Here is a 22,391-nt window from a genome sequence, read left to right as displayed (position 1 = left end):
CATATGAGCCTGATGAGTCTCGGAGTACTCGCCTCCTCCCGCAAGGAGAACGAGTTCCGCCTTCCGTTGCACCCCCGCCACCTCGACCGGATCGCCCCGGACGTACGCGAGCGGATCTTCCTCGAACAGGGCTACGGCCGCCGGTTCGGTGTCGCCGACGACGCGCTGCGACCACTCGTGGCCGGCCTGCGCTCCCGCGAGCAACTCATCGCCGAGTGCGACATCGTGCTGCTGCCCAAACCGATGCACGACGACATCGCCGAGCTGCGCGACGGTCAGGTGCTGTGGGGATGGCCGCACTGTGTGCAGGACGAGAAGATGACCCAGATCGGCATCGACCGTCGGCTGACCCTGATCGCCTGGGAGGCCATGAACCACTGGACCTCCACGGGCGCCTTCAGTGTCCATGTGTTCCACAAGAACAACGAGCTCGCCGGCTACTGCTCGGTGCTGCACGCCCTCCAGCTCGGCGGGCTGACCGGCCACTACGGCCGCCGCCTGCGCGCGGTGGTCATCAGCTTCGGTGCCACGGCGCGCGGAGCGGTCACCGGCCTGGGCGCCATGGGGGTCACCGACGTCACGGTGCTCACCCAGCGCGCCGCCGCGGCGGTGGCCTCGCCGATGCCCTCGGTCGTGATGGCCCACTTCGAGGAGCAGGAGGACGATCCGTCGCGCCTGCGGGCAGTCACCGCGGCCGGTTCCATGCCGCTGGCGGAGTATCTGGCCGGGTTCGACGTCATCGTCAACTGCGTCCTCCAGGACACCGACGCGCCGCTCATGTTCGTCACCGAACGGGAACTCGCGCTGTTCCGGCCGGGTACCTTCTTCGTCGACGTCGCCTGCGACGAGGGCATGGGCTTCGAATGGGCCCGTCCGACCACCTTCGGCGAGCCCATGCCCGCGGTGGGGCCGGGGTGCCACTACTACGCGGTGGATCACAGCCCGTCCCACCTGTGGAACTCCGCCACCTGGGAGATCAGCGAGGCGCTCCTTCCCTACCTGCGCAAGGTCATGAGCGGCCCCGCGGCATGGGACTCCGACGCCACGGTCGGCAAGGCCATCGAGATCCGCGACGGGGTCGTCCAGAACCCGAAGATCCTCTCCTTCCAGCACCGGTCGGCCGCCTATCCCCACGCTCCCGAGGTCCCGGCGACTCCGCTGAGCTCCTAGGCATCGGTGAACATGCCGATGTTCATTCGAACATCGGCATGATAGAAATGCCGTCATGGATGTCGCAGACCGTCTCGACCTGACTCTTCGCCTCGTTCAGGGGCACGGGCAGGACCAAGGGCAGGGGCAGGCGAAGGGTCAGGGGCGGGTCTCCGTCGCCGAGCTCGCCCAGCGGCTCGGGGTCTCGGAGATGACCGTGCGCCGGGACCTGGACGTGCTGGAGCGGCAGGGGCTGGTGCGGCGGGTGCACGGCGGCGCCGTCGCCGGGCGGCCGCGCGAGGAGGGCGGTGGCTTCGAGGCCCGGCAGGCGTGGCAGGCGGCGACGAAGGACCGGCTCGGCGCGGCCGTCGCCGGACTCGTCGAGCCGGGATCACGGGTGCTGCTGGACGCCGGGACCACGACCGTGCACGTGGCGGAACACCTCGCCGCGCGGGGCCCGTTGACCGTCGCCGTGCTCAGTCTCCAGGCGGCGCTGCGGCTGGCCGACCGGCCCGGCATCGACTTGCTGGTCGTCGGCGGCCGGTCCCGCCCGGGCGAGCGGTCCCTCGTCGGGCCGCTGGCCCTGCGCACCCTCGAGTCCCTGGCCTTCGACGTGTTCGTGATGTCGATCGGCGGGGTGCACGCCGTGCACGGCTGGTCGGAGTTCTCCCTCGAGGACGCGGCCGTCAAGCAGGTGGGGCTCGGTCAGGCGGCCCGTACGGTCGCCGTCGCCGACGCGACCAAGCTGGGAGTGCGCGCGTTCAGTCAGGTCGCCCCGCTCGACGCCGTGCACTCCTTCGTCACCGACGCCGCCGCGGCGGACCCCGCCACCCATCCCGGCGGTCCGCAGACCCTGGACGCCCTGCGTGAGGCCGGCGTCGAGACCCGGCTGGCCTGAACCCGCTCCAGGAGACCCCGTGAAACCGCTGATGATCCTGGTCGCCGGCCCGTACCGTTCGGGCACCGGCGACGACCCCGCGAAGCTCGCGGCCCATGTGAGAGCCATGAACGAGGTCGCCCTCGTCCTGTTCCGCGCCGGGCATCTGCCCGTCACCGGCGAGGCGCTCGCGCTGCCCCTGCTGGAGACGGCGGGCGGCGCCGCCCCCGGCGACCCGCTCTTCGACGAGCTCTTCCACCCCGTCGCCGAACGCCTGCTGGAGCGCTGCGACGCGGTCCTGCGCATCGGCGGTCCCTCGGAGGGCGCGGACCGGATGACCGAGCAGGCCCGTGCCCAGGGCAAGCCGGTCTACGCCGACCTCGCCGCCGTCCCCGACGCCACTGCCACCCTCCTCGAAGGCCGCCGATGACCGAGCACGTCGACACCTCGCCCGCCCCCGCGTCCGGCTCCCACGACGCTCCGTCCCGCCCCGCCCCCGGCACCCCCGGCATCGACGCCCCCGACCCGCGCGGCCGTACCGGACTCGACCGCCACGGACGCGACCTCACCGGCAACGACCGGGTCCGCGTCCTCGACGTCGAGGTCCTCGCCTGCGACTGGTCCGTCCTGCGCCGCACCACCTTCGACTACCGGCACAGCGACGGCCACTGGAGCCGCGAACGGCGCGAGACGTACGACAGGGGCGACGGCGCCACGATCCTGCTCTACGACCCCGACCGCCGTACCGTCCTGCTCACCCGGCAGTTCCGGCTGCCCGCGTACGTCAACGGACATCCGGACGGCATGCTGCTGGAGGCCGCCGCCGGACTTCTGGACGGCGACGACCCGCGCGAGGCGATCCGCCGCGAGGCGGCCGAGGAGACCGGGCGGGCGGTGCACGACGTCGAGCATGTCTTCGACGCGTTCATGAGCCCCGGTTCGGTCACCGAGCGCCTCAGCTTCTTCGCCGCCCCCTACGACGCCTCCGCTCCCGGCGCCGACACGGCGGGCGTGGCGGCCGAGGGCGAGGACATCGCCGTCGTCGAACTCCCCTTCACCGAGGCCCTCGACCTCGTCCGCAGCGGCGCGATCGCGGACGCGAAGACGATCATGCTGCTCCAATGGGCGGCGCTGGACGGCCCGTTCGGGCCGCCCGCGGTCAGCCCACGTTGATCCCGGTGAGGTCGGCCAGCGGCAGCGTGTGCTGGGTCTGGAGGACCTTCGCGCGCAGGTAGCGGACGTTGTGCGGGGTCGTGAAGACGCCCGTCGGGACACGCTCCTGGACGTCGATGCCCAGGTCGCGCAACTGGCCGGCCTTGTCAGGGTTGTTGGACAGCAGGTCCAGGCTCGTGATGCCCAGGGCGCGCAGCATCTGGGCGGCGGCCGTGTAGTCCCGGTCGTCCTCGGGCAGGCCGAGCGCGGCGTTCGCCTCGTAGGTGTCCAGGCCCTGGTCCTGGAGGGCGTACGCGTCGAGCTTGTTGTAGAGGCCGATGCCGCGGCCCTCCTGGCGGAGGTAGAGCAGGACACCGCCGGTGACGGCTATGCGCTCGACCGCCTCGCGCAGTTGCGGCCCGCAGTCGCAGCGGGCGGAGCCGAAGACGTCGCCGGTCAGGCACTCGGAGTGCAGCCGGACCAGGGGGGTGGCCCCGGGCGCCGGCTCGCCGAGGACGACGGCGACGTGCTCCTGGCCGTCGGCGAGTCCGTGGAAGGTGACCAGTTCGGCGTCGACGGAGTAGCCGTCGGGGAAGCGCAGCGGCACCCGGACGCGGGCGCGCGGGGTGGCGGCGGGGGTGTCGGGCATGCGGTCTCCCGGGTCCGGAGGACGGTGACAAGGCGGCGCCGGGCCGCCTTGTGCTTCAGATTTGAAGCAGATCCAACGAGTCGAGACCCTACCCCATGCTTTAAATTTGAAGCAACGGGATTGTGACGCGCGCCTCAGGCGCCCGCGGTGATCAGGTGGTGATCAGGTTCCCGAACAGGGTGACGAGCGGCGGCGCCACGGCAGTTCCTGTGGGGCCGCCTCGTCGCCGTCCTGGAAACCCAGCACGACCTGCGTGAAGATCTCCTCCAGCTGCCCCACCTGCTCGGGAGTGAGCCGGTCGAAGAGGGCGGAGCGGACCGTCTCGACATGGCCGGGCGCCAGGTTCTCCAGGGCCGCCATACCCTCGTCCGTGAGGGCCGCGACGGTCCCGCGTTTGTCCCAGCGGCACTCCTCCCGCCGCAGCAGTCCGTCCTTCTCCAGGCGCGTCACCGCATACGTCAGCCTGCTGCGGGTGATCTTCAGCTGCTCCGCGAGCTCGGTCATCCGCAGCCGCCGCTCCGGTGTCTCGGAGAGGTTGGCGAGGATGGAGTAGTACAGATGAGGCAGGCCGGCCTCCTGCTGGAGCTGCCGGTCGATCGCATCCTCCAGCAGGAGGTAGCCGGCGACGTAGGCGCGCCAGGCGCGCTGCTCCTCAGGGGACAGCCAGCGAGTCGTCATACAGCCAGTGTAGGTTTGTTTCAAACTTGAACCAAGACCCGGGGAGCTGTGTCGATGCCGTACCCGTACGTCCTGCTGTCCGCCGCCGTCTCCCTCGACGGCTACCTGGACGACACCACGCCCGAGCGCCTGCTCCTCTCCAGCCGCGCCGACTTCGACCGCGTCGACGAGGTACGGGCCTCCGTCGACGCCATCCTCATCGGCGCCGGCACGATCCGCGCCGACAACCCCCGGCTCCTCGTGAACTCCCCCGAGCGCCGCGCCGTCCGCGTGGCCGCCGGACTGCCGCCGTACCCCCTCAAGGTCACCGTCAGCGGCTCCGGCGACCTCGACCCGGCGGCGAACTTCTGGCACACGGGCGGCGAGAAGGTCGTGTACACGACGGAGAAGGGCGCCGAGCGGGTCCGCGCGCTCGGCATCGCCGCGGACGCCGTCCCGCTCGGCCCCGAACTGGACTGGCGCCGCCTCCTCGAACACCTCCACGACGTACGCGGCGTACGACGCCTCATGGTCGAGGGCGGCGGAACGATCCACACCCAGCTGCTCCGGCAGGGCCTCGCCGACGAACTCCAGCTGGTCCTCGCCCCGCTGTTCGTGGGCGACCCGGCCGCGCCCCGCCTCTTCGGGCCGGGCGGCTACCAGGGCGGACGCCTGCGCCTGGTGGAGACCAGGCGCATCGAGGACGTCGTCCTGAACCGCTACGAGCCCACCGCCCCCGGCGCCGGACCGCTGCCCGCCGCGGCCGACCGGCACTGGCTGGCCGTCGCCTGCGAACTCGCGGCCGACTGTCCGCCGTCGGAGACCGCCTTCAGCGTCGGCGCGGTGATCGTGGCCGCCGACGGCACGGAGCTGGCACGCGGCCACTCCCGCGAGGCCGGCGACCCGGTCGTGCACGCCGAGGAGGCCGCCCTCGCGAAGCTCGACCCCGCCGACCCCCGGCTGCCCGCGGCCACCGTCTACAGCAGCCTCGAACCGTGCGCCCGCCGCTCCTCCCGGCCCGCCCCCTGCGCCCGCCTCATCCTCGACGCGGGAGTGCGCAGGGTGGTCACGGCCTGGCGCGAGCCGGACACCTTCGTCACGGAGGCGGACGGAACCGGTCTGCTGACGGCTCAGGGCGTCGACGTCCTCGTGCTCCCGGAGTACGAGGAGCGGGCGAAGGAGCCGAACCGCCACCTCCTCTGAGGCCGCCGGGGCCCCGCGAATCAACCGATGTGCTTTCTGCCCCGCTGATGGCGTACAGTTGTGTTCATCGCCGCGGGGTGGAGCAGCTCGGTAGCTCGCTGGGCTCATAACCCAGAGGTCGCAGGTTCAAATCCTGTCCCCGCTACTGATAAACCGAAGGCCGGAATCCGAAAGGGTTCCGGCCTTCGGTGTTTTCGTCGACCACTCCCTCACTCTTGGTGACCGGTCGACCGCCCTGCGCATAACGACTGAGTCACCATCAAAACTCCTGTGACTGAGGAAGCGTTTCCGGGGCATGTCGATCCGTGGTCAACTCGCCCGTTTTTCACCGCTGGTAGCCCAAAAGTCCAGGCCAGAAATGTTGTTGATCAAGAGGAACAGCTTGGAAACCCACCCCCGGGTCTATTAACGTTCGATAACGCAGCGCGGTCGTCCCAGCCGGCACCAGAGTCGGCTCCGTGCGGCACGTGCCGAATCCCGCAAGGGAACCGGGGAACCACCACCATGGGGTGAATCACGCGGAAGCCGTCGTGAACTCGCAGAGTCCACGACCGGTATACGCGCGTAGGAGACCTTCCCGCTCCGAACCCGTCAGCTAACCCGGTAGGCGACGGAAGGAAAGGAGTGCGCCCGCGTGGCGTCCAACCCGCCTGCCCCCGAGGCCCCGTACGCGCCCAGCCAGCGGTCCACAGAGACCTTCGGCTACGGCGACTACCGCACCGACGAGGGACCTTGGGAGGAGTGGAACCCCACCGCGGAGTCCACTCGCCCGGTACGCGGCAAGCACCGCGTCGCCAAGCAGCGCGGCGGCGGATTCGCCCGCAGCTCCACCGTTCTCGGCGTCGGCGTCATAGCCGCCGTCAGCGCCGGTGGCATGGCCAGCGCCAACACCGGCAAGGCCCCGGTCTCCATCTCGATGCCGGACCTGCCCAACGTGGGCTCGCTCATCTCCGACGACGAGCCCGCCCCGGAAGCCGCACCGGCCCTCGCGGGCTTCGGCTCCGAAGCCGCCGTGGACACCGAGGAGAGCGCCGCCGACGCCGGCGAGGCGCTGCGCAGCCGGATCATGGCGCAGGCCGAGTCGCAGCAGTCCCAGGTCGAGGTCAAGGCGCTCGCCGCAGCGGCCAAGGCCGAGGCCGACGCCGCCGCCAAGGCCGAGAAGGAGGCGGAGGCCAAGGCCGCCGCCGCGAAGAAGAAGGCCGCCGAGGAAGCCGCCGCGAAGGCCGAGGCCGCGCGCCTGGCCGAGCTGGCCAAGCAGTACACGCTGCCGACCTCCTCGTACACCATCACCTCGACCTTCGGTCAGGCCGGTTCTCTCTGGTCCTCCGGCTACCACACGGGTCTCGACTTCGCCGCGCCGACGGGCACGCTCATCAAGGCCGTCCACAGCGGCACCATCACCGAGGCCGGCTGGGCCGGTTCCTACGGCTACCGCACCATCCTGACCCTGGACGACGGCACCGAGCTGTGGTTCTGCCACCAGTCGTCGATCAGCGTCAGTGTCGGCCAGAAGGTCGCCACCGGTGATGTGATCGGCCGCGTGGGCGCGACCGGGAACGTCACCGGGGCCCACCTCCACCTCGAGGTCCACCCCGGCGGCAGCGCCGACGGCATCGACCCGGCGGCCTGGCTGCGCGGCAAGGGCCTCAACCCCTGAGCCGTCCCTCCGAGAACCCTGGGTCGTCCCTTCGGACACCCTGAGCCGTTCGTTCGGTCACCCTGATCCATCCCGGCAGCCCTGACGCCCTCCGCGTCAGGGCTGCCGGTCTGTGCTGTCCACATCGCGCTGTTCACATGGCGCTGTTCACATGTTCTTCGCGTCCTGCCCGGAATGGGCGGGCCAGCGGCGCCCGTTGTGATGAAGCATGACTTCTCTTCGCAAGCTCGGCTCCTCCGACCTCGAGGTCTTCCCGCTCTCCCTCGGCGGCAACGTCTTCGGCTGGACCGCCGACGAGACGGCCTCCTTCGCCGTACTCGACGCCTACGCGGCCGCGGGCGGCAACTTCGTCGACACCGCCGACTCCTACACGGCGTGGGTCGAGGGCAACAGCGGTGGTGAGTCCGAGACCATCATCGGCAGGTGGGTGAAGGCCCGGGGCAACCGCGACGACGTCGTGATCGCCACCAAGGTGAGCCAGCACCCCGAGTTCCCCGGCCTGTCCGCCGACAACATCAAGGCCGCCGCCGACGCCTCGCTCCGCCGCCTGGGCACCGACCACATCGACCTCTACTACACGCACTTCGACAAGCCCGAGGTGCCCGTCGAGGAGATCGTCGGCGCGCTCGACGAGCTGGTGCGGGCGGGCAAGGTGCGGCACATCGCCGCCTCCAACATCACGCCCGAGCGTCTCCAGGAGTCCCTGGAGTTCTCCGACCGTGAGGGCCTGGCCCGGTACGTCGCACTCCAGCCCCACTACAACCTGGTCTCCCGCGACACCTACGAGGGCGGCCTCCAGGACCTCGCCGCCCGCTTCGGCCTCGCTGCCGTCCCGTACTTCGCGCTGGCCGCCGGCTTCCTCACCGGCAAGTACCGGCCCGGTACGACCGTGCAGAGCGCCCGCGCCGCCGGCGCCGCCAAGCACCTCGACACGGAGCGGGGCCGGAACGTCCTCACCGCCCTGGACGAGATCGCCCAGGCCCACGACACCGAGATCCCCACGGTCGCCCTGGCGTGGCTCGCCGCGCAGCCGACGGTGGCCGCGCCGATCGCCTCCGCGCGGACGGTCGAGCAGCTGCCGGCTCTGCTGGGGGTGGCGCAGCTGGAGCTGACGGGGGAGGAGATCACCCGGCTGACCCGGGCCTCGGCCTGACCTGCCTCGGCCATACCGGCCTGACCTGCCTCCCCCTGACCGTCTCGGCCGGACCTACTGGTGCGGGTGGGGGGCGGGGTACGGCCCCGCCTGATACCCGGGCCCGGGTCCGTGCGTGGGTCCGTGCCCGTATCCGGGGCCGGGGCCGTGTGCTGCGGGGTACCCGTAGCCGTGCCCGTATCCGTACGACGGCCCCACCGGATTCCCGTACACCGGCGCCGCCGGATGCCCGAATCCGGCGCTGTGGCCCTGGGACTGGCCCTGGGCCGGACCCTGGCCGTACCCGTACACCCCGTACACCGGCCAGGGCGGCGCGGCCACCCGTACCGGCGGGGCCGTCATCCGGGCCGCGTGGTCCAGTGCTGGCCGGGCGACGTCCTTCCGCCTCCACAGTTCGTTGAGCAATTCCCGCTCGCGTACGAGGAAGTCGACGCCGGCCCGCCCCCGTCGGCCGCGGTGCCGCAGGAACGCGAGGGAGGTCGCGTACGCCTCGTACCGCGCCACCTCCCGCGCCGCCGGCTTGCCCAGGTGACGGCCGGCGTACTCCCGGGCCAGCCGCCGGGCCCGCATCGAGCCGAGCGCGAACGGCTCGGCCGGGGTGAGCCAGCCGGCGGTCGCGTAGGCGGGCAGTTCCTCGCGTACGGTGCGCAGCTCGCGTTGCCGCGTCCACACCACCAGCCAGGTCAGCAGCCCGAACGCCGGCACCATGAACGCCGCGTACACCGCGAAGAACCCGAACTCGCCGAACGACGAGGAGCCGTTCCACAGGGCGTGCATGCCCATCGCGAGGAGCAGCCCGCACAGCGGGACCAGCACACGCCGCAGGTGCTGGCGGTCCCCGGAGAGCGCGGCGACGCCGAAGCCGATGCCGGTCAGGACGGTGAACAGGGGGTGCGCGAACGGCGACATGATGACGCGTACGAAGAAGGTCGCGGCGGTGACGGACGCGATGCCGGTGTCGCCCGTGAGCTGGTCGGTGCCGAAGGCGGTGCCGAGGTAGAGGATGTTCTCGGTGAAGGCGAAGCCGGTGGCGGTGACCCCGGCTATGACCACGCCGTCGACGATCCCGGTGAAGTCCCGCCTGCGGAAGAGGAACACCAGCAGGACGGCGGCGGCCTTCGCGGACTCCTCGACGATCGGCGCTATGACGGTCGCCCCGAGCGTGTCCGCGCTGGACGGGTCGGCGGTCGCGGTGGCTATCCATCTGGTCGCGAAGCTGTTGGCGATGATGGCTATCAGCGCCGCCGCGCACGCGCCCCAGGCGAAGGCGAAGACCAGGTTCCGCCAGGGCCCTGGCTCGACCCGGTCCAGCCAACGGAAGGCGGCGACCAGCAGCGGCACGGGCAGCACGGCGAGCCCGAGCCCGACCAGGAATCCTTCCGTACCGGTCTGTTCGCGCACCAGCGCGAGGATGACCAGGCCGGACAGCGTGAGCAGGGTGATCAGGGCCCCGTACCGCACCCACCTGCGTTGCCACCAGTGAGCGTGGCGGAGCACACCGTCCTCGGGTGCGCCGCCGGGATGCGGCGGATAGGGCGGAAACGGAGGACTGATGGCCACGGCATCGACCCTAACGAGCGAGGGGACTGTGGTGGAGGGGGAGGTCGGTCGGTGATCCCTTGGCTGATCTCTTGATTGATCCCTTGGTCGATCCCTTGGTCGATCCCTTGGTCGGTCAGCGATCTCCGGGCTGGACGCGATGCTGTACGCGACGGAAGAGCAGATCGTTCACGACGTGACCCTTGTCCAGACCCTGTCCCTCGAAACGGGTCAGCGGCCGGAACTCGGGCCGGGGCGCGAACCCGCCGTCGGCCCGGGTGTTCTCGAAGCGGGGGTGCGCGGTGAGCACCTCGAGCATCTGCTCGGCGTACGGCTCCCAGTCCGTGGCGCAGTGCACGGTCGCACCCGGTCTCAGTCGCGTCGCGGCCAGGTCGAGGAACTCGGGCTGGATGAGGCGCCGCTTGTGGTGGCGCTTCTTCGGCCAGGGGTCGGGGAAGTAGACGCGCAGTCCGTCGAGCGAGTCCGCCGGCAGCATCTCGCGCAGCAGGATGATCGCGTCACCGTTGGCCACCCGGACGTTGGTCAGCCCGGTGCGGTCCGCGAGGTTGAGCAGATTTCCCTGGCCGGGTGTGTGCACGTCCACCGCGAGGATGCCGGTGTCCGGGTCGGCGGCCGCCATCTGAGCGGTCGCCTCACCCATGCCGAAGCCGATCTCCAGCACGACGGGACGGTCGTCGCCGAACAGCTCGGCGAGGTCGACGGGGTGCCCGTCGATGTCGAGCCCCCACTTGGCCCACAGCCGCTGCAACGCGTCCGCCTGCCCGGCCGTCACCCGGCTGCGCCGGGGCTGGAAACTCCGGATCCGCCGCTCGAAGTGCGACCCGGCGGGATCGGCCTTGGGCCCGTCGGGGAACCGGGGCTCCCCCTTGGCCCGGGTGTGCCGAACGGACTCGCCCGGGTGGTGCTCGCCACCGGGAAAGGGCTGGGGGACTTCGGGGGTGCTCACGGAATCAGACACAGTGGGGTCGATTTTACGGGTCGGCTCCAGGTGCCGGCCGCGCCCGGGAGCCCGGCACCCGACCGCCGCCCACGTGAGCGCGGCACCCGGTCGCTCACGCGTCGGTCAGTGCTCCCAGGGCCCGGCGGGCCACCTCTCGCCCGATCGGCAGTGAGGCGGTGGCCGCCGGTGAGGGCGCGTTCAGCACGTGGATCGCCCGTGGCCCCTCCCGTATCAGGAAGTCGTCCACCAGAGCGCCGTCCCGCAGCACCGCCTGCGCCCGCACCCCGGCCGCCGCCCGCACCAGGTCCCCCTCCTCCACCGCCGGCAGCAGCCGGCGCACCGCGTCCACGAACGCCCCCTTCGACACCGACCGCCGCAGCTCCCCGACCCCGTACCGCCAGTGCTGCCGGCCCATCCGCCACACCCCGGGCCAGGCCGCCGTCGCCATCGCCTCGCGGGGCCGTACGACACCCCAGCCGTACCCCTCCCGGGCCAGTGCCGGCACGGCATTGGGGCCGACGTGCACGCCCCCGTCGATCCCCCTGGTCAGATGGACGCCGAGGAACGGGAACGCCGGATCGGGCACCGGATACACCAGCCCGCGCACCAGCTCCGGCCGCGCCAGTTCGTAGTACTCGCCCCGGAACGGCACGATCCGCACCTCGGGCTCGTCCCCCGTCAGCCGGGCGACCTCGTCGGAGTACAGCCCGGCGCAGTTCACCAGCACCCGCCCCCGTACGACGTCCCCGCGCGCGGTGAGCACCGCCACCCCGCGCTCCGGCCGCCGGTCGATCCGCACGGCCCGCGCGCCGTACCGGATCTCCGCCCCGGAGGCCTGGCCCAGCTGCCGTGCGACGGCCGTGTAGTCGCAGATCCCCGTCGTCCGCACGCGTATGGCGGCGAGTCCCCGGACCTCGGGCTCGTACTCCGCGATCTGGGCGGCGCCCAGTTCCCGGACCGGAATGCCGTTCTCCCGGCCGCGCTGGACCAGCGCGTGCAGCCGGGGCAGCTCCGCCCGGTCCGTGGCGACGATCAGTTTGCCGGTGACGGAGTGCGCGATGCCGTACTCCGCGCAGAACTTCGTCAGCTCGGCCGCGCCCCGCACCGCGTACCGCGCCTTCAGCGACCCCGGCCGGTAGTAGATCCCGCTGTGGATGACCCCGCTGTTGCGCCCCGTCTGGTGCCGGGCCACCCCGGGCTCCTTCTCCAGCACCGTCACCCGTGTACCCGGCGCGGCACGCGTGATCGCATACGCCGTGGACAGCCCGACGATGCCCCCGCCGACCACGAGCACATCACAGTCGTAAGCGATCTTCGACACGTGCACCACCTCCCGGCTTCGATAGTGCACTGCGCCACTGACAGTGCCTTCAAACCCGGGGCGGGCGTCATGCCGGTCCTGCGCCGTCCTGCGCCCTCCTACGCCGGAGTCATCAGCAGAGGCCGGGCCCGCTCGCGCAATTCCACCACCCGGGGTTCATCGCCGTAGGGCTCCAGCCGATGCAGAAGATCCTTGACGTACTCGGTGGTGCGGGCGGAGGAGATACGCCCGGCCACCTCCACGGCCCGCACCCCCTGCGCGCAGGCGGCGTCGAGGTTCCCCGACTCCAGTTCGGCGACCGCCGAGACGACGAGCCGCAGCCCGTGCGACCGCACGAACTCCTCCGTCGGCTGCGACAGCGCCTGCTCGGTGAACCTCCGCACCTGACGCGGCGCCTTCAGGTCGCGGTAGCACTCGGCCGCGTCGGCGGCGAAACGGTCGTAGGAGTAGAAGCCGAGCCAGGACGGGTCGTGGTCGCCGTCACGGGACCGCTCCAGCCAGCCCTCGGCGGCCTTCAGCGCCGCGCCGGCGGCATGCGCGTCCCCGGCGCGTGCGTGCGCGCGTGCCTCGACGAGCCGGAAGAAGCTCATCGTGCGGGCCGTGGCCAGCCCCCGGTTGCGCTCCAGGGCGGCCTGCGCGAGATCGACGCCCTCGTCGCCGAAGCCGCGGTACGTGGCCTGGAGGGACATGGAGGCCAGGACATAGCCCCCGAGGGGTACGTCGGCCGCCGCGCGGGCGAGCCGCAGCGCCTGGATGTAGTAGCGCTGCGCGGCCTCCTGCTGACCGGTGTCGAAGGCCATCCATCCCGCCAGCCGGGTCAGTTCGGCGCTAGCCCCGAACAGGGCCCGGCCGACCTCGTCGGAGTACGAGCCGAGCAGCAGCGGAGCCGCCTCCACCCGCAGGCACTCCGGCACCATGGACGAACGCCAGTCGCCGCCTCCGTACTTGGAGTCCCAGCGTCTGGCGTCCTCGGCGGCCTCCCGCAGCTTCTGCACATCGCTGTGGCCGACTTTGAGCGGTGCGCCGGACTCCTCCACGAGGTGTGCGTCGCGCGCCACCGAACTGTCGGCCGGGGTTATCAGCCACCGTGAGGCGGGCGTCGCGTACGCGCTTACTGCGAACGATCCGGCCAGCGACTGCCAGATGCCCCCGGAACCGGCCCGGCGGCCGGCGAGGTCGAGGCGATAGAGCTCCGTGGCCGAGCGCACGGCCTGGTTGACGTCCCTGGGGAAGGCGAGGCCCACTTCGGGCGCGGGATCCGCGTCCGCCAGGCCGATCTCGTGGAGCGGCACCGGACGGCCGAGCTTCTGACCGATGGCGGCCGCGATGAGGTGGGGCGCGGCGCCCTGCGGCACCATGCCCTTCGACACCCAGCGCGCCACGGACGTCTTGTCGTAGCGAAGAGTCAACCCGCGTTGAGCGCCAAGATCGTTGACGCGTCGCGCGAGTCCTGCGTTGCTGATTCCCGCGAGGGCGAGAACGGCGCCGAGTTTTTCGTTCGGCCCGCGTTGCTCCCTGGACATTGCGCCACCCCTCGACACAGACGGCTGCCGCGCTGGCATAACCATGCGGCATTCGTAAACCCAGCGTAGTTCGCCGCATCCCAAGCGTTAAGGGGCATTCTTCCGGTTGGCGGGATTGTGGTCCGTACGAAAGTCGGGGCGCCGGTACGGACCGTCGCGGCGTGCTCCCGCTGTGTGGCCGTGCGCCCGGCCGTGCGCTCTTCTCCGGCCGCCACGGGAGCGGTTCCATGGGTCGTGCGTGGGTCGGCCCGCTGTACTGGATCCAGTGGGCTGGGGGACACCGCCGCCTTCATCCCCGCGGGCGGCGGAACGGTCCGGGAGGCGGCGTCCGTCTCCCGGACCGGCGCGAGCCTTACAAGGGCACGCGCGTGTGTACGGAGCGTGTGCGAAGCCTGCGCGGGACGTTCTCGACGCGCGGCGCACAGCGGGGATTTGGCCGAAAATCGACCCTCTGCTCTGTGGGGGACAAGGCCTCCCACCATGGAAATCGAGGGCGCACAGGGCGTCTTGAGGGAGCGTACCGGGGGCGCATTCACGTCGTAGACACCGGGGTGCGCAGGGACTCCCCCAGCGGCGCCGACGTGTTGACGCGGGCGCAGTCCCCGGATCGCGAGCGGCGCCGCCTCCTTCTACGGCGCGTTCTTCGTGGCAGCATGGTGAACCGTTCGTGCGGTGCACTCGGTTGTCCACAGCCTGTGGAGGCGTCCATGCGGTGGTTGGTGGGATGGAGCAGCACCGCCACGGGCGCGCTGGGCGGATCCGTCGCGTACGACAGTCGTCACGACGACGATGCGGCGTACGGAGGGCGGGTCGGCCACGACGGCGAGACCCTGCACCCGGTCGGCTCCCAACTCCTGTGGGGCGACCCCGATCCGCTGTGGGCCGTCGGCGACTGGCGCCCCGACGAGGTGCGGGTGGTCAAGGCCGACGCCCAGACCCGGGTCGCGGTCCTCGGCACCTGCGGCGCGACCGACGAACAGCTGCGCGTCGGACTGTTCGCCGCGCGCGGAGGGGCACTTCGGCATCTGACGGCCTGGCCGGGCAGCTACACGGCGATCGTCCAGGTCGGCCGGCGCATCACCGTCTGCGGCGATCTGGCGGGCGCGCGCCCGGTGTTCCACACTCCCTGGGCCGGCGGCACGGCGTACGCGACGGCCGCGCTGCCGCTGGCCGACCTCATCGAGGCCAACCTCGACTTCGGCCACCTGGCGGCGCTCCTCGCCGCCCCCGACGTACCGGCCGCCCTGCACGACTCCACCCCGTACGACGGCGTACACCGCATTCCGCCGGGGCACGCGCTGATCCTTCGCGCCGGGGCCCGTGAGATCGCCGGGTACGAGCCGGTCGCCTCGCTCGCCGTGGCGGCGCCCCTCGCCGACCCGGACAGCGCGGTCGGCGCCGTACGGGACGCGCTCATCGAGGCGGTACGCGCGCGTCTGGCCGCGCCCCGGCACGTCCCCGACATCGACCCCGGCCCCGTGCCCGGCATGGGCCCCGCGGAACGGCGTGCCGCGCGCGGGATGCCCGTCCCGGGTATCGGCGCCGACCTCTCCGGCGGTCCGGCCTCCGGCACGCTGGCGCTCCTCGCGGCGGGCCTGCCCGGCATGCCGGGCACGCTGCTGGGCCACGGCACGGGCGCGGGGGAGCGGCTGCTGGCCGTCACCTTCAACGACCTGGCCGTCGGCGGGCGCGAGGCCGAGCTGGAACGGGCCGGCGCCCTCGCGGCCAACCCGCGCCTGCACCACGTCGTGGTGGCCGGCGGCGAGGAGGCACTGCCGTACGCCGACCTGGACGGCCCGCTGACCGACGAACCCGGCCCGAGCCTGGTCACGGCCGCCCGTCACCGGGCGCGCCTCGCAGCGGGCAGCGCGGACCACTTCACGGGCTACGGCGCCCGGCAGGTGCTGGACGCCCACCCGGCCCGCCTCGCGGACCTGTTGATGGACCGCAAGCGCCGTCATCTGGTGCGCCCGGTGGCGGCGCTGACGAAGGCCGACGGCTCGGTGCTCGTCCCCGCGCGCGTGTACGGCGCGGCCCGCCGACTGGCCCGTACGCCGTACCGCGCGGGAGTGGAGGGCCTGGCCGAACGCCTGCTGCACCGCAGCTTCAGCTTTGACGACGACTCAGGCGCCGTAGGGGCGTCCCTGGCGGCCCTCACCTGGGGTGGCGCGGGCCCGGCCGCGCGCTGGCTGACGGGGGAGGCGCTGGCTGAAGTATCGGTTCGCCTCCAGGGGGCCGCGCACCGTACCGGCGTGGGTCCCGGCCAGCGTCCGGGCGACTACCGGGCCCGTGCGGCCCTCGCCCGGCACGCCATGGACCTGCGCGTCCTGGAGCAGGCCGCCGAGATCCGCTCCCAGCGACTGCACGCGCCGTTCCTCGACAACCAGGTCGTCCGCGCGTGCCGCGCGCTCCCCGAGACCCTGCGCGTGCAACCGGGGGCACGCGCCGCGATCCTGCGCACCGTCCTGAAGGGCGCCGGCGTCACCGACCTCCCGCCGGGCTGGGGCGCCCCCTCCCAGGCGTCCGCCACCGCGGCGGCGCGCGCGGGCCTGCGCATGGCCATGGACCCCCTCCTCACCCTCTTCGAGGCGCCCCTCCTCGCGGAGGCGGGCCTGATCGAGGCGAGAGTGGTCCGCGAGGCCCTCCGGGCCGCCGCGGCGGGCGAACCCCTCCCCCTGGACGGCCTGGCCGACCTGATCTCCCTGGAACTCTGGCTCCGCCGCCTGCTGTCCCGCAGGGGCACCTGCTGGACGGGCACACCGGCACGCGCGCGTGCGGTACCGGCGGGCATCGCCCCCCAGAGACGGGCGGTCTCCTCCGGAGGGTGAGAGACCCGCCGCCCACAAACCCCGTGCCCCAAGCCTCACCCCCGGTGACAATGAACCGGTGCGGTACAGAATTCTGGGGGTCACCCAGACAGCGGACGACCAGGGCACCGCCGTACCCGTCCCCGGTGCCCGGCTCCGCGCCCTCCTCACGGCCCTGGCCCTCCGCCCGGGCCGTCTCACCGCCCCGGACACCCTCATCGACGAGGTCTGGGCCGAGACCCCGCCCCAGGACGCCCCGGCCGCCCTCCAGGCCCTGATCGGCCGTCTCCGCCGTGCCGTCGGCAAGGACAGCGTCACCTCCGCCCCGGGCGGGTACCGCCTCGCCGCGACCGAGGACGACGTCGACCTCTTCGTCTTCGAACGACTCGTACGCCAGGGCAATGAAGCGCTGCGACGAGGTGACGCGCCCACCGCCGCCCGCACCCTGGACGATGCCCTCGCCCTGTGGCGCGGCCCCGCCCTCGCCGATCTCCCCGACCGCACCGCGGCCACCCGCCCCGAGGCCCTCCGGCTGGAGGCCGCCCGCGCCCGTGCCGAGGCGGACCTCCTCCTCGGCCGCGCCCGCGAAGCCGTACCGCGCCTGACCGAACTGGCCGCGGCGCACCCGTACGACGAGCCGCTGCACGCCCTCCTCATCCGCGCCCTGCGCGACACCGGCCGCGAAGCCGACGCCCTCGCCGCGTACGAGACCGCCCGCCGCACCCTCGCCGACGGCCTCGGCACCGACCCGGGCCCGCACCTGCGCGCCCTGCACACCGAGCTCCTCAACCGCCCGGAACCCACGCACGGCACCCCATCGGCCCACGGCACCCCATCGGCCCACAGCCCCGGACCGGTGGAACCGCCACCGCCCCGCACCCCGCTCCAACTCCCCGAGCGCACCGGCAACATCCGTCCGCGACTTACCTCTTTCGTGGGCCGGGAACCCGAGCTCGACGCCATCCGTTCCGAATTGCACAGGGCCCGTCTCGTCACGCTCACCGGACCGGGCGGCTCCGGGAAGACCCGCCTCGCCGAGGAAGCCGCCGCCGGGCTCCCGCAGGCGTGGCTGGCCGAGCTGGCGCCGCTCGACCGGCCGGAGGCGGTGCCGGGCGCGGTGGTCAGTGCCCTCGGTCTGCGCGAGACCGTCCTGATGACCACCGAGCTGGCGTCCCCGCAGGACGACCCGGTCGCCCTGCTCGTCGAGTACTGCGCCCCGCGCAGCCAACTCCTGATCCTTGACAACTGCGAACATGTCATCGGCGCGGCCGCCGCCCTCGCCGAGACCCTCCTCACCCGCTGCCCCGGGCTCACGATCCTCGCCACCAGCCGTGAACCCCTGGGCGTCCCGGGCGAGTCGGTCCGCCCGGTCGAGCCCCTCCTCCCCGACCAGGCGCACCGCCTCTTCACCGAGCGCGCGACCGCCGTCCGCCCCGACGCGGCAGCCGCCCTGCGGGACGAGGAGGCGATCGGGGAGATCTGCCGACGGCTGGACGGACTGCCGCTCGCCATCGAACTGGCCGCCGCCCGGCTCCGGCTGCTCACCCCGCGCCAGATCGCCGACCGCCTCGACGACCGCTTCCGCCTCCTCACCTCGGGCAGCCGCACGGTCCTGCCCCGCCAGCAGACCCTGCGTGCCGTCGTCGACTGGTCGTGGGACCTGCTCGACGAACCGGAGCGCACACTGCTGCGCGAGCTGTCCGTGTTCGCGGGCGGCTGGGACCTGGAGGCGGCGGAAGCCGTGTGCACCGGCCCGGTCGCGGACCTGGTCGGCGCGCTCGTCGACAAGTCCCTGGTCGTGGCCGCGCCGTGCGAGCGGGGCGGCGGGGGCGGCATGCGCTACCGCATGCTGGAGACGATCCACGAGTACGCCACCGAACGCGCCGCCGAACTCCCCCGGTGCCGCGCGGCGGCCCGACGGCGCCACCTCGCATGGGTGCGCGCGCTCGTCGAGCGGGCCGACCCGCTGCTGCGCTCCGCCGGGCAGCTCCTGTGGATCTCCCGCCTGGAGACCGAACTGGACAACATCCGCGTGGCCCTCCAGCGCGCGCTCACCTCGGGCGACGAGGAGGAGGCCACCGCCCTCTGTCTCGCCACGGGCTGGTTCTGGTGGCTGCGCAACTACCGCCACGAGGGCGCCGAGTGGAGCGACCGGACCCTGCGCCTCGGCGCCGTCCTGGACACCCTCCGAGAAGCTGCGCCCGAAGTGCCGTTCACCGTCCCCACCGACCTCACCGCCCGCATGGCCGCCCTGGACCCCGTCGACGCCCTGCTGGGAACACCCGCCGCCACGGAGGAGGCCCACCCCCGGCACGCGCAGCGGATGAACCTGCGGATGCTGAACCTGTTCCTGCTGTCGGAGTCCGAGCCGAAGGACCTCGTGGCGGATCCGCGCTACCAGGAGTACCTGGTCCGCCTGCGCGCCGACTACGAGCCGGGCGGCCCCCAGGCGGCGCGCATGCCCGGCCTGCTCTGGCCGCTGACGGCCTTCCAGATGCGGGACATGGTCGACGTCCGGGGAGTCCTGGACCGGGCCGTCGCCAACTGCCGCCTCCACGGCGGCGACTGGGAGCTCGGCTGCGCCCTGATGTTCCGCACCCACATGGTCGTCGACTCACCCGGCGGACTGCACGGCGTGGACGACGACCTGGCGGAGCTGCGCGTGCTCAGCCTGCGCGTCGGCGACCGCTGGATGCGGGCCCAGGTGTGCGGTGCGGCCGGCGAGGCGGAGATGGCGCGCGGCCGTTTCACGGAGGCGGAGCGGGAGTACCGCGAGGCGCTGCGGCTCGCCTACGAGGTCGGGGCGTACGCCGAGTCGCCGTTCCTCATGGCCCGGCTCGCGGAGATCTCCTACCGCTCGGGCGATGTCGAGGGCGCCCTGACCGCGCTGGACGAGGCGAACAGCGCCGCCGACCGCTACGGCGTGCCCGACGTCCGGGCGTTCGTCCTCCTGCTGCGCTCCCACATCGCGCTGCACGAGGGGGAAACGGCCCGCGCGCGTGTGCTCTGCGACGAGGTCCGCGTGGCGGCCCGGACGGGCACCCCGCCGCCCCAGTTCGTGGCGGCGCTGAACATGCTCGACGCGGACCTCACCGCCGCCGAGTCCGGCCCGGAGCACGGCCTGCCCATGCTCGCCGACACACTGCGCCAGGCGGTGGCCGACCAGTGCGCCGAGGCGGTCACGTCGTCGATCCTGGACAGCGCGGCGCACCTGCTGACCCAGCTCGGGGACCACCCGCGCGCGACCCGTCTCCTGGCGGCCGCCGACGCCCTCCTCGGCCCCCACCCACGTCCCGCCCCGCAGCACGTCCGGGCCGAGCTGGCCGACGCCGCCGCCCGCGACGCCCTGGGCGCCGAGCGTTACGCGGCCGAGCGCGCCCTGGGCACGTCGCTGACGGTGACCGACGCCCTGCGCGAGCTCACGGCCGGCGTGCGCGACCACCCGGCCGCACCGCCGGCCGCGGCCGCGACCGTGCAGGCGCCTACGAGCAGGTGAACCCGGAGTCCGCCCAGTCCGCGAGTGCCACCGAGTCGAGGCCGCTGTGCGGCTCGACCACCAGACGCACGGTGGTGCGGCCGACGAGATTCACATGGACGGGCACGGCCGGGTCGCCGCCCTTGATCACCCCGGACACCCAGACCCGGCGCCCGTCGGCGTAGACGGCGAAGGAGACCTTGCCGAGCTTCAGCGTCAGGTCGTCGACGCCGACGAGCGCGTCGTAGGAGGTGCACGCCCGGTTGAGGTCGACGGTGACGGAGGAGTCGCCGTGCACGGTCACCCCGCGCTCGTACCGCCGGTCCGCGATGGACAGCCCGTACCGCTGCCACACCCAACTGCTGCCGCCGAGCCGGATCTCGGGTCCGGTTCCGTCACCGCTGACGTCGAAGGACAGCCCGCTCAGCGGATAGACGACCGGGGCGGGCGGCGGCGTGGGTGCCGGAGTCGGCGTGGGGGTCGGGATGGGTGTCGGGGTGGGCGTCGGCGTCGGGACGGGGGTGGGTGTCGGGCTGGGCGTGGGGGTCGGCGTCGGCATGGGCGTCGACTCGGGGGCGCGGGTCGGGGTCGGGGCGGCCGCCGGGACGATCGCCGGGGGCTCCGGCTCGCGCTCCTTCGTCGGCGTCGGCGTGGGTGTCGGCTCCTCGGGCTGCGCGACCGGCGCCGGCACGGACGCCGGGGGTCTGGCCTCGGGCTGCTCCGCGGGACCGCCGTGGCCGACGAGCGCGAGGACCACCGCGGCGGCCGCCACCGCGACCACACCGGCCGCGATCCCTGCCTTCACCGGGGCGCCCAGCCCCTCCGAGGCCATCGCTCCGCCACCTGCGCCCGCTCCGCTCGAGGAACCGCTCGCCGCGGCGGCCGCGCCCGCGGCGGCCGCGCCCGCGGCGCCCGCGCCCGCGGCGCCCGCCGCCCCCGCTCCGGCACCGCCGGCGATGAGCGCCACCGCCTTGGCGTACCCGGCGGCGCCGAACCAGCCGATGACCGCGACCGGCACGACGGCGGGGATGCTGCCCGCGACCTCCTCGATCTGGAGGGCGGCCAGCCGACACTTGGCGCACTCCTCCAGGTGCTTGCGCAGTCCCCGTTCGGCGCGGGTGCGCAGCCTGCGGCGGGCGTAGGTGCCGAGCTGGTCGGCGTAGCCGGCGCACTCCTCGTCGCTGGTGAGGGTGGCGCTGACATGGGCCTGGAGGTAGGCCTGCTTGAGGCCCTCACGAGCGCGGCTGGCGAGCACGCGCGTGCCGTTGGCGTCGAGGCCGAAGAGCATGGCGACCTCGCTCGGCGACTCGTCCTCGACCTCGGTGTGCCACAGCACCGCCTGCCAGCGCTCGGGCAGTGAGCGGAAGGCCTGCATGGCCATGGACTGCTCGGCCTCGTGCATCGCGCGCACATCGGCGCCCAGGTCCAGGCCCGCTCCGAAGGAGCCGATGGACACGGTGTCGTCGGCGACTTCGGAGGAACGGGCGGACTGCGCGGCGAACACCGCGAAGTCGTCGACGAGTTGCTCCCGCTTTGCCGACTGCGTCCAGTCGGCGGCCACCCGCCGGACGCAGGTGAGGAGGTAGGCGCGGACGGCGTACTCGGGTCCTGAGCCGCCGCGTACCGCCTGGAGCATGCGGGCGAAGACCTCGGCGGTGAGGTCGTCGGCGGTGTGCGCGTCCCGGCAGCAGGTGCGGGCGTAGCGGCGTACGGCGTCGGCGTGCCGCCGGTACAGCTGCTCGTACGCCGTGTCGTCGCCCGAGCGCATCCGGCCGATCAGGTCGGTGTCGGCCGGCGGCAGGTCCCGCGCCGCCGGCAGGACGGCCTCGGCACGCCGCTCGCGCTGCGCCGGAACACTGCCCTCGGACAGGCCGTCGAGCGGACGTAGCGGCGGACGGGCCATCGGATCGCCCGGGCGACCACCCGTCGGACCGCCCAGGTGCCCGCTCGCGCGTCCACCCTGGCTCGGCACCTGCGGTGAGGTCAGGCCGTCGGCCTCCGTGTCACCGTCACCGGACGGACCGAGTGACTCGTCCCCACCGTCAACACTCATCGCGGAAAGCCCCCGCCGCCGGCCCAACCAGTCCTGACCACCGGGTCAGAGTGCCATATTGGCTTTTGGTCAGGATCCCGTGGGACGGGCCATCCACTCGTCCGTGGGGACCTGACGCAATCCAGTACTAGTTTTCACCCGTACGGGGAAGGTTCAACTGTCGTGCCTCGGGCAGCAGTTGAACTCCCTGTCCGGAATGTCGTGAACATCCGGCA

16 protein-coding genes, 1 tRNA gene and 1 riboswitch are annotated in these 22,391 nt (G+C 72.8%); of the genes, 10 read left to right on the top strand and 7 right to left on the bottom strand.

Annotated features, from left to right (window positions below; all coding sequences use genetic code 11):
- The first annotated feature begins 3 nt into the window (after nucleotides 1-3).
- Genes G9272_RS21635 through G9272_RS21620 form a run of 4 tightly spaced genes read left to right on the top strand, consistent with a single transcriptional unit; the run spans nucleotide 4 to nucleotide 3,199 of the window.
- Nucleotides 4-1,170 (top strand): N(5)-(carboxyethyl)ornithine synthase, encoded by a 1,167-nt coding sequence (locus tag G9272_RS21635; RefSeq protein WP_171398119.1) that lies wholly within the window; start codon nucleotides 4-6, stop codon nucleotides 1,168-1,170.
- Nucleotides 1,171-1,225: 55 nt separating this feature from the next.
- Nucleotides 1,226-2,047, top strand: a complete 822-nt coding sequence (locus G9272_RS21630; protein ID WP_171398118.1) for a DeoR/GlpR family DNA-binding transcription regulator — start codon at nucleotides 1,226-1,228, stop codon at nucleotides 2,045-2,047.
- 31 nt (nucleotides 2,048-2,078) lie between these two features.
- Nucleotides 2,079-2,456, top strand: coding sequence for a DUF4406 domain-containing protein (locus G9272_RS21625; protein ID WP_171402104.1), 378 nt, complete (start codon nucleotides 2,079-2,081; stop codon nucleotides 2,454-2,456).
- Nucleotides 2,453-3,199 (top strand): NUDIX domain-containing protein, encoded by a 747-nt coding sequence (locus tag G9272_RS21620; protein WP_253267888.1) that lies wholly within the window; start codon nucleotides 2,453-2,455, stop codon nucleotides 3,197-3,199. Before G9272_RS21625 ends, G9272_RS21620 begins: the two co-directional genes overlap by 4 nt.
- Here the strand turns inward: G9272_RS21620 and G9272_RS21615 are convergent.
- On the bottom strand, nucleotides 3,186-3,827 hold the full coding sequence (locus G9272_RS21615; RefSeq protein WP_171398117.1) for a GTP cyclohydrolase II: 642 nt from the start codon (nucleotides 3,825-3,827) through the stop codon (nucleotides 3,186-3,188). The two genes, G9272_RS21620 and G9272_RS21615, sit on opposite strands and share 14 nt — an antisense overlap.
- A 162-nt stretch (nucleotides 3,828-3,989) precedes the next feature.
- Nucleotides 3,990-4,505, bottom strand: a complete 516-nt coding sequence (locus tag G9272_RS21610) for a MarR family winged helix-turn-helix transcriptional regulator (protein ID WP_171398116.1) — start codon at nucleotides 4,503-4,505, stop codon at nucleotides 3,990-3,992.
- 54 nt (nucleotides 4,506-4,559) lie between these two features.
- Between G9272_RS21610 and G9272_RS21605 the strand changes: the two genes are divergently transcribed.
- The 4 genes from G9272_RS21605 (at nucleotide 4,560) to G9272_RS21590 (ending at nucleotide 8,497) form a co-directional block, all read left to right on the top strand.
- The gene (locus G9272_RS21605; protein WP_171398115.1) at nucleotides 4,560-5,687 is read left to right on the top strand and encodes a dihydrofolate reductase family protein; all 1,128 of its coding nucleotides are present in this window, start codon (nucleotides 4,560-4,562) and stop codon (nucleotides 5,685-5,687) included.
- 71 nt (nucleotides 5,688-5,758) lie between these two features.
- A tRNA-Met gene (locus G9272_RS21600) sits at nucleotides 5,759-5,832 on the top strand.
- A 313-nt stretch (nucleotides 5,833-6,145) separates the two neighbouring features.
- A riboswitch (cyclic di-AMP (ydaO/yuaA leader) is annotated at nucleotides 6,146-6,312 on the top strand.
- Nucleotides 6,313-6,321: 9 nt separating this feature from the next.
- Entirely contained in the window at nucleotides 6,322-7,344 is a 1,023-nt protein-coding gene (locus G9272_RS21595) for a M23 family metallopeptidase (RefSeq protein WP_171398114.1), read from the top strand.
- Nucleotides 7,345-7,552: 208 nt separating this feature from the next.
- Nucleotides 7,553-8,497, top strand: coding sequence for an aldo/keto reductase (locus G9272_RS21590; protein WP_171398113.1), 945 nt, complete (start codon nucleotides 7,553-7,555; stop codon nucleotides 8,495-8,497).
- 54 nt (nucleotides 8,498-8,551) lie between these two features.
- Here G9272_RS21590 and G9272_RS21585 read toward each other — a convergent pair whose 3' ends face one another.
- From G9272_RS21585 to G9272_RS21570, 4 genes are all read right to left on the bottom strand, one after another.
- A complete protein-coding gene (locus G9272_RS21585) occupies nucleotides 8,552-10,057 on the bottom strand; it encodes a PrsW family intramembrane metalloprotease (protein WP_437184290.1) in 1,506 nt (501 codons plus the stop codon).
- 115 nt (nucleotides 10,058-10,172) lie between these two features.
- Nucleotides 10,173-11,015 carry a tRNA (guanosine(46)-N7)-methyltransferase TrmB gene (gene trmB, locus G9272_RS21580; RefSeq protein WP_171398112.1) on the bottom strand — a complete coding sequence of 281 codons (843 nt, stop codon included), beginning with the start codon at nucleotides 11,013-11,015 and terminating at the stop codon, nucleotides 10,173-10,175.
- 94 nt (nucleotides 11,016-11,109) lie between these two features.
- Entirely contained in the window at nucleotides 11,110-12,327 is a 1,218-nt protein-coding gene (lhgO, locus tag G9272_RS21575) for an L-2-hydroxyglutarate oxidase (RefSeq protein ID WP_171402101.1), read from the bottom strand.
- Nucleotides 12,328-12,416: 89 nt separating this feature from the next.
- Nucleotides 12,417-13,841 (bottom strand): hypothetical protein, encoded by a 1,425-nt coding sequence (locus G9272_RS21570; protein WP_028807071.1) that lies wholly within the window; start codon nucleotides 13,839-13,841, stop codon nucleotides 12,417-12,419.
- A 707-nt stretch (nucleotides 13,842-14,548) separates the two neighbouring features.
- Here G9272_RS21570 and G9272_RS21565 point away from each other — a divergent pair.
- Entirely contained in the window at nucleotides 14,549-16,669 is a 2,121-nt protein-coding gene (locus G9272_RS21565; protein WP_171398111.1) for an asparagine synthase-related protein, read from the top strand.
- Nucleotides 16,670-16,727: 58 nt separating this feature from the next.
- Nucleotides 16,728-20,144, top strand: coding sequence for an AfsR/SARP family transcriptional regulator (locus G9272_RS21560; protein ID WP_171398110.1), 3,417 nt, complete (start codon nucleotides 16,728-16,730; stop codon nucleotides 20,142-20,144).
- Here G9272_RS21560 and G9272_RS21555 read toward each other — a convergent pair.
- The gene (locus tag G9272_RS21555; protein WP_171398109.1) at nucleotides 20,131-22,176 is read right to left on the bottom strand and encodes a sigma-70 family RNA polymerase sigma factor; all 2,046 of its coding nucleotides are present in this window, start codon (nucleotides 22,174-22,176) and stop codon (nucleotides 20,131-20,133) included. The genes G9272_RS21560 and G9272_RS21555 overlap by 14 nt on opposite strands.
- Nucleotides 22,177-22,391: the final 215 nt, after the last annotated feature.

It is taken from the genome of Streptomyces asoensis, assembly GCF_013085465.1.
In the GTDB taxonomy this organism is placed as follows: Bacteria; Actinomycetota; Actinomycetes; order Streptomycetales; family Streptomycetaceae; genus Streptomyces; species Streptomyces cacaoi_A.
The sequence above is the reverse complement of the archived record's forward strand: the minus strand, read 5'-3'. Positions and strand labels throughout refer to the sequence as shown.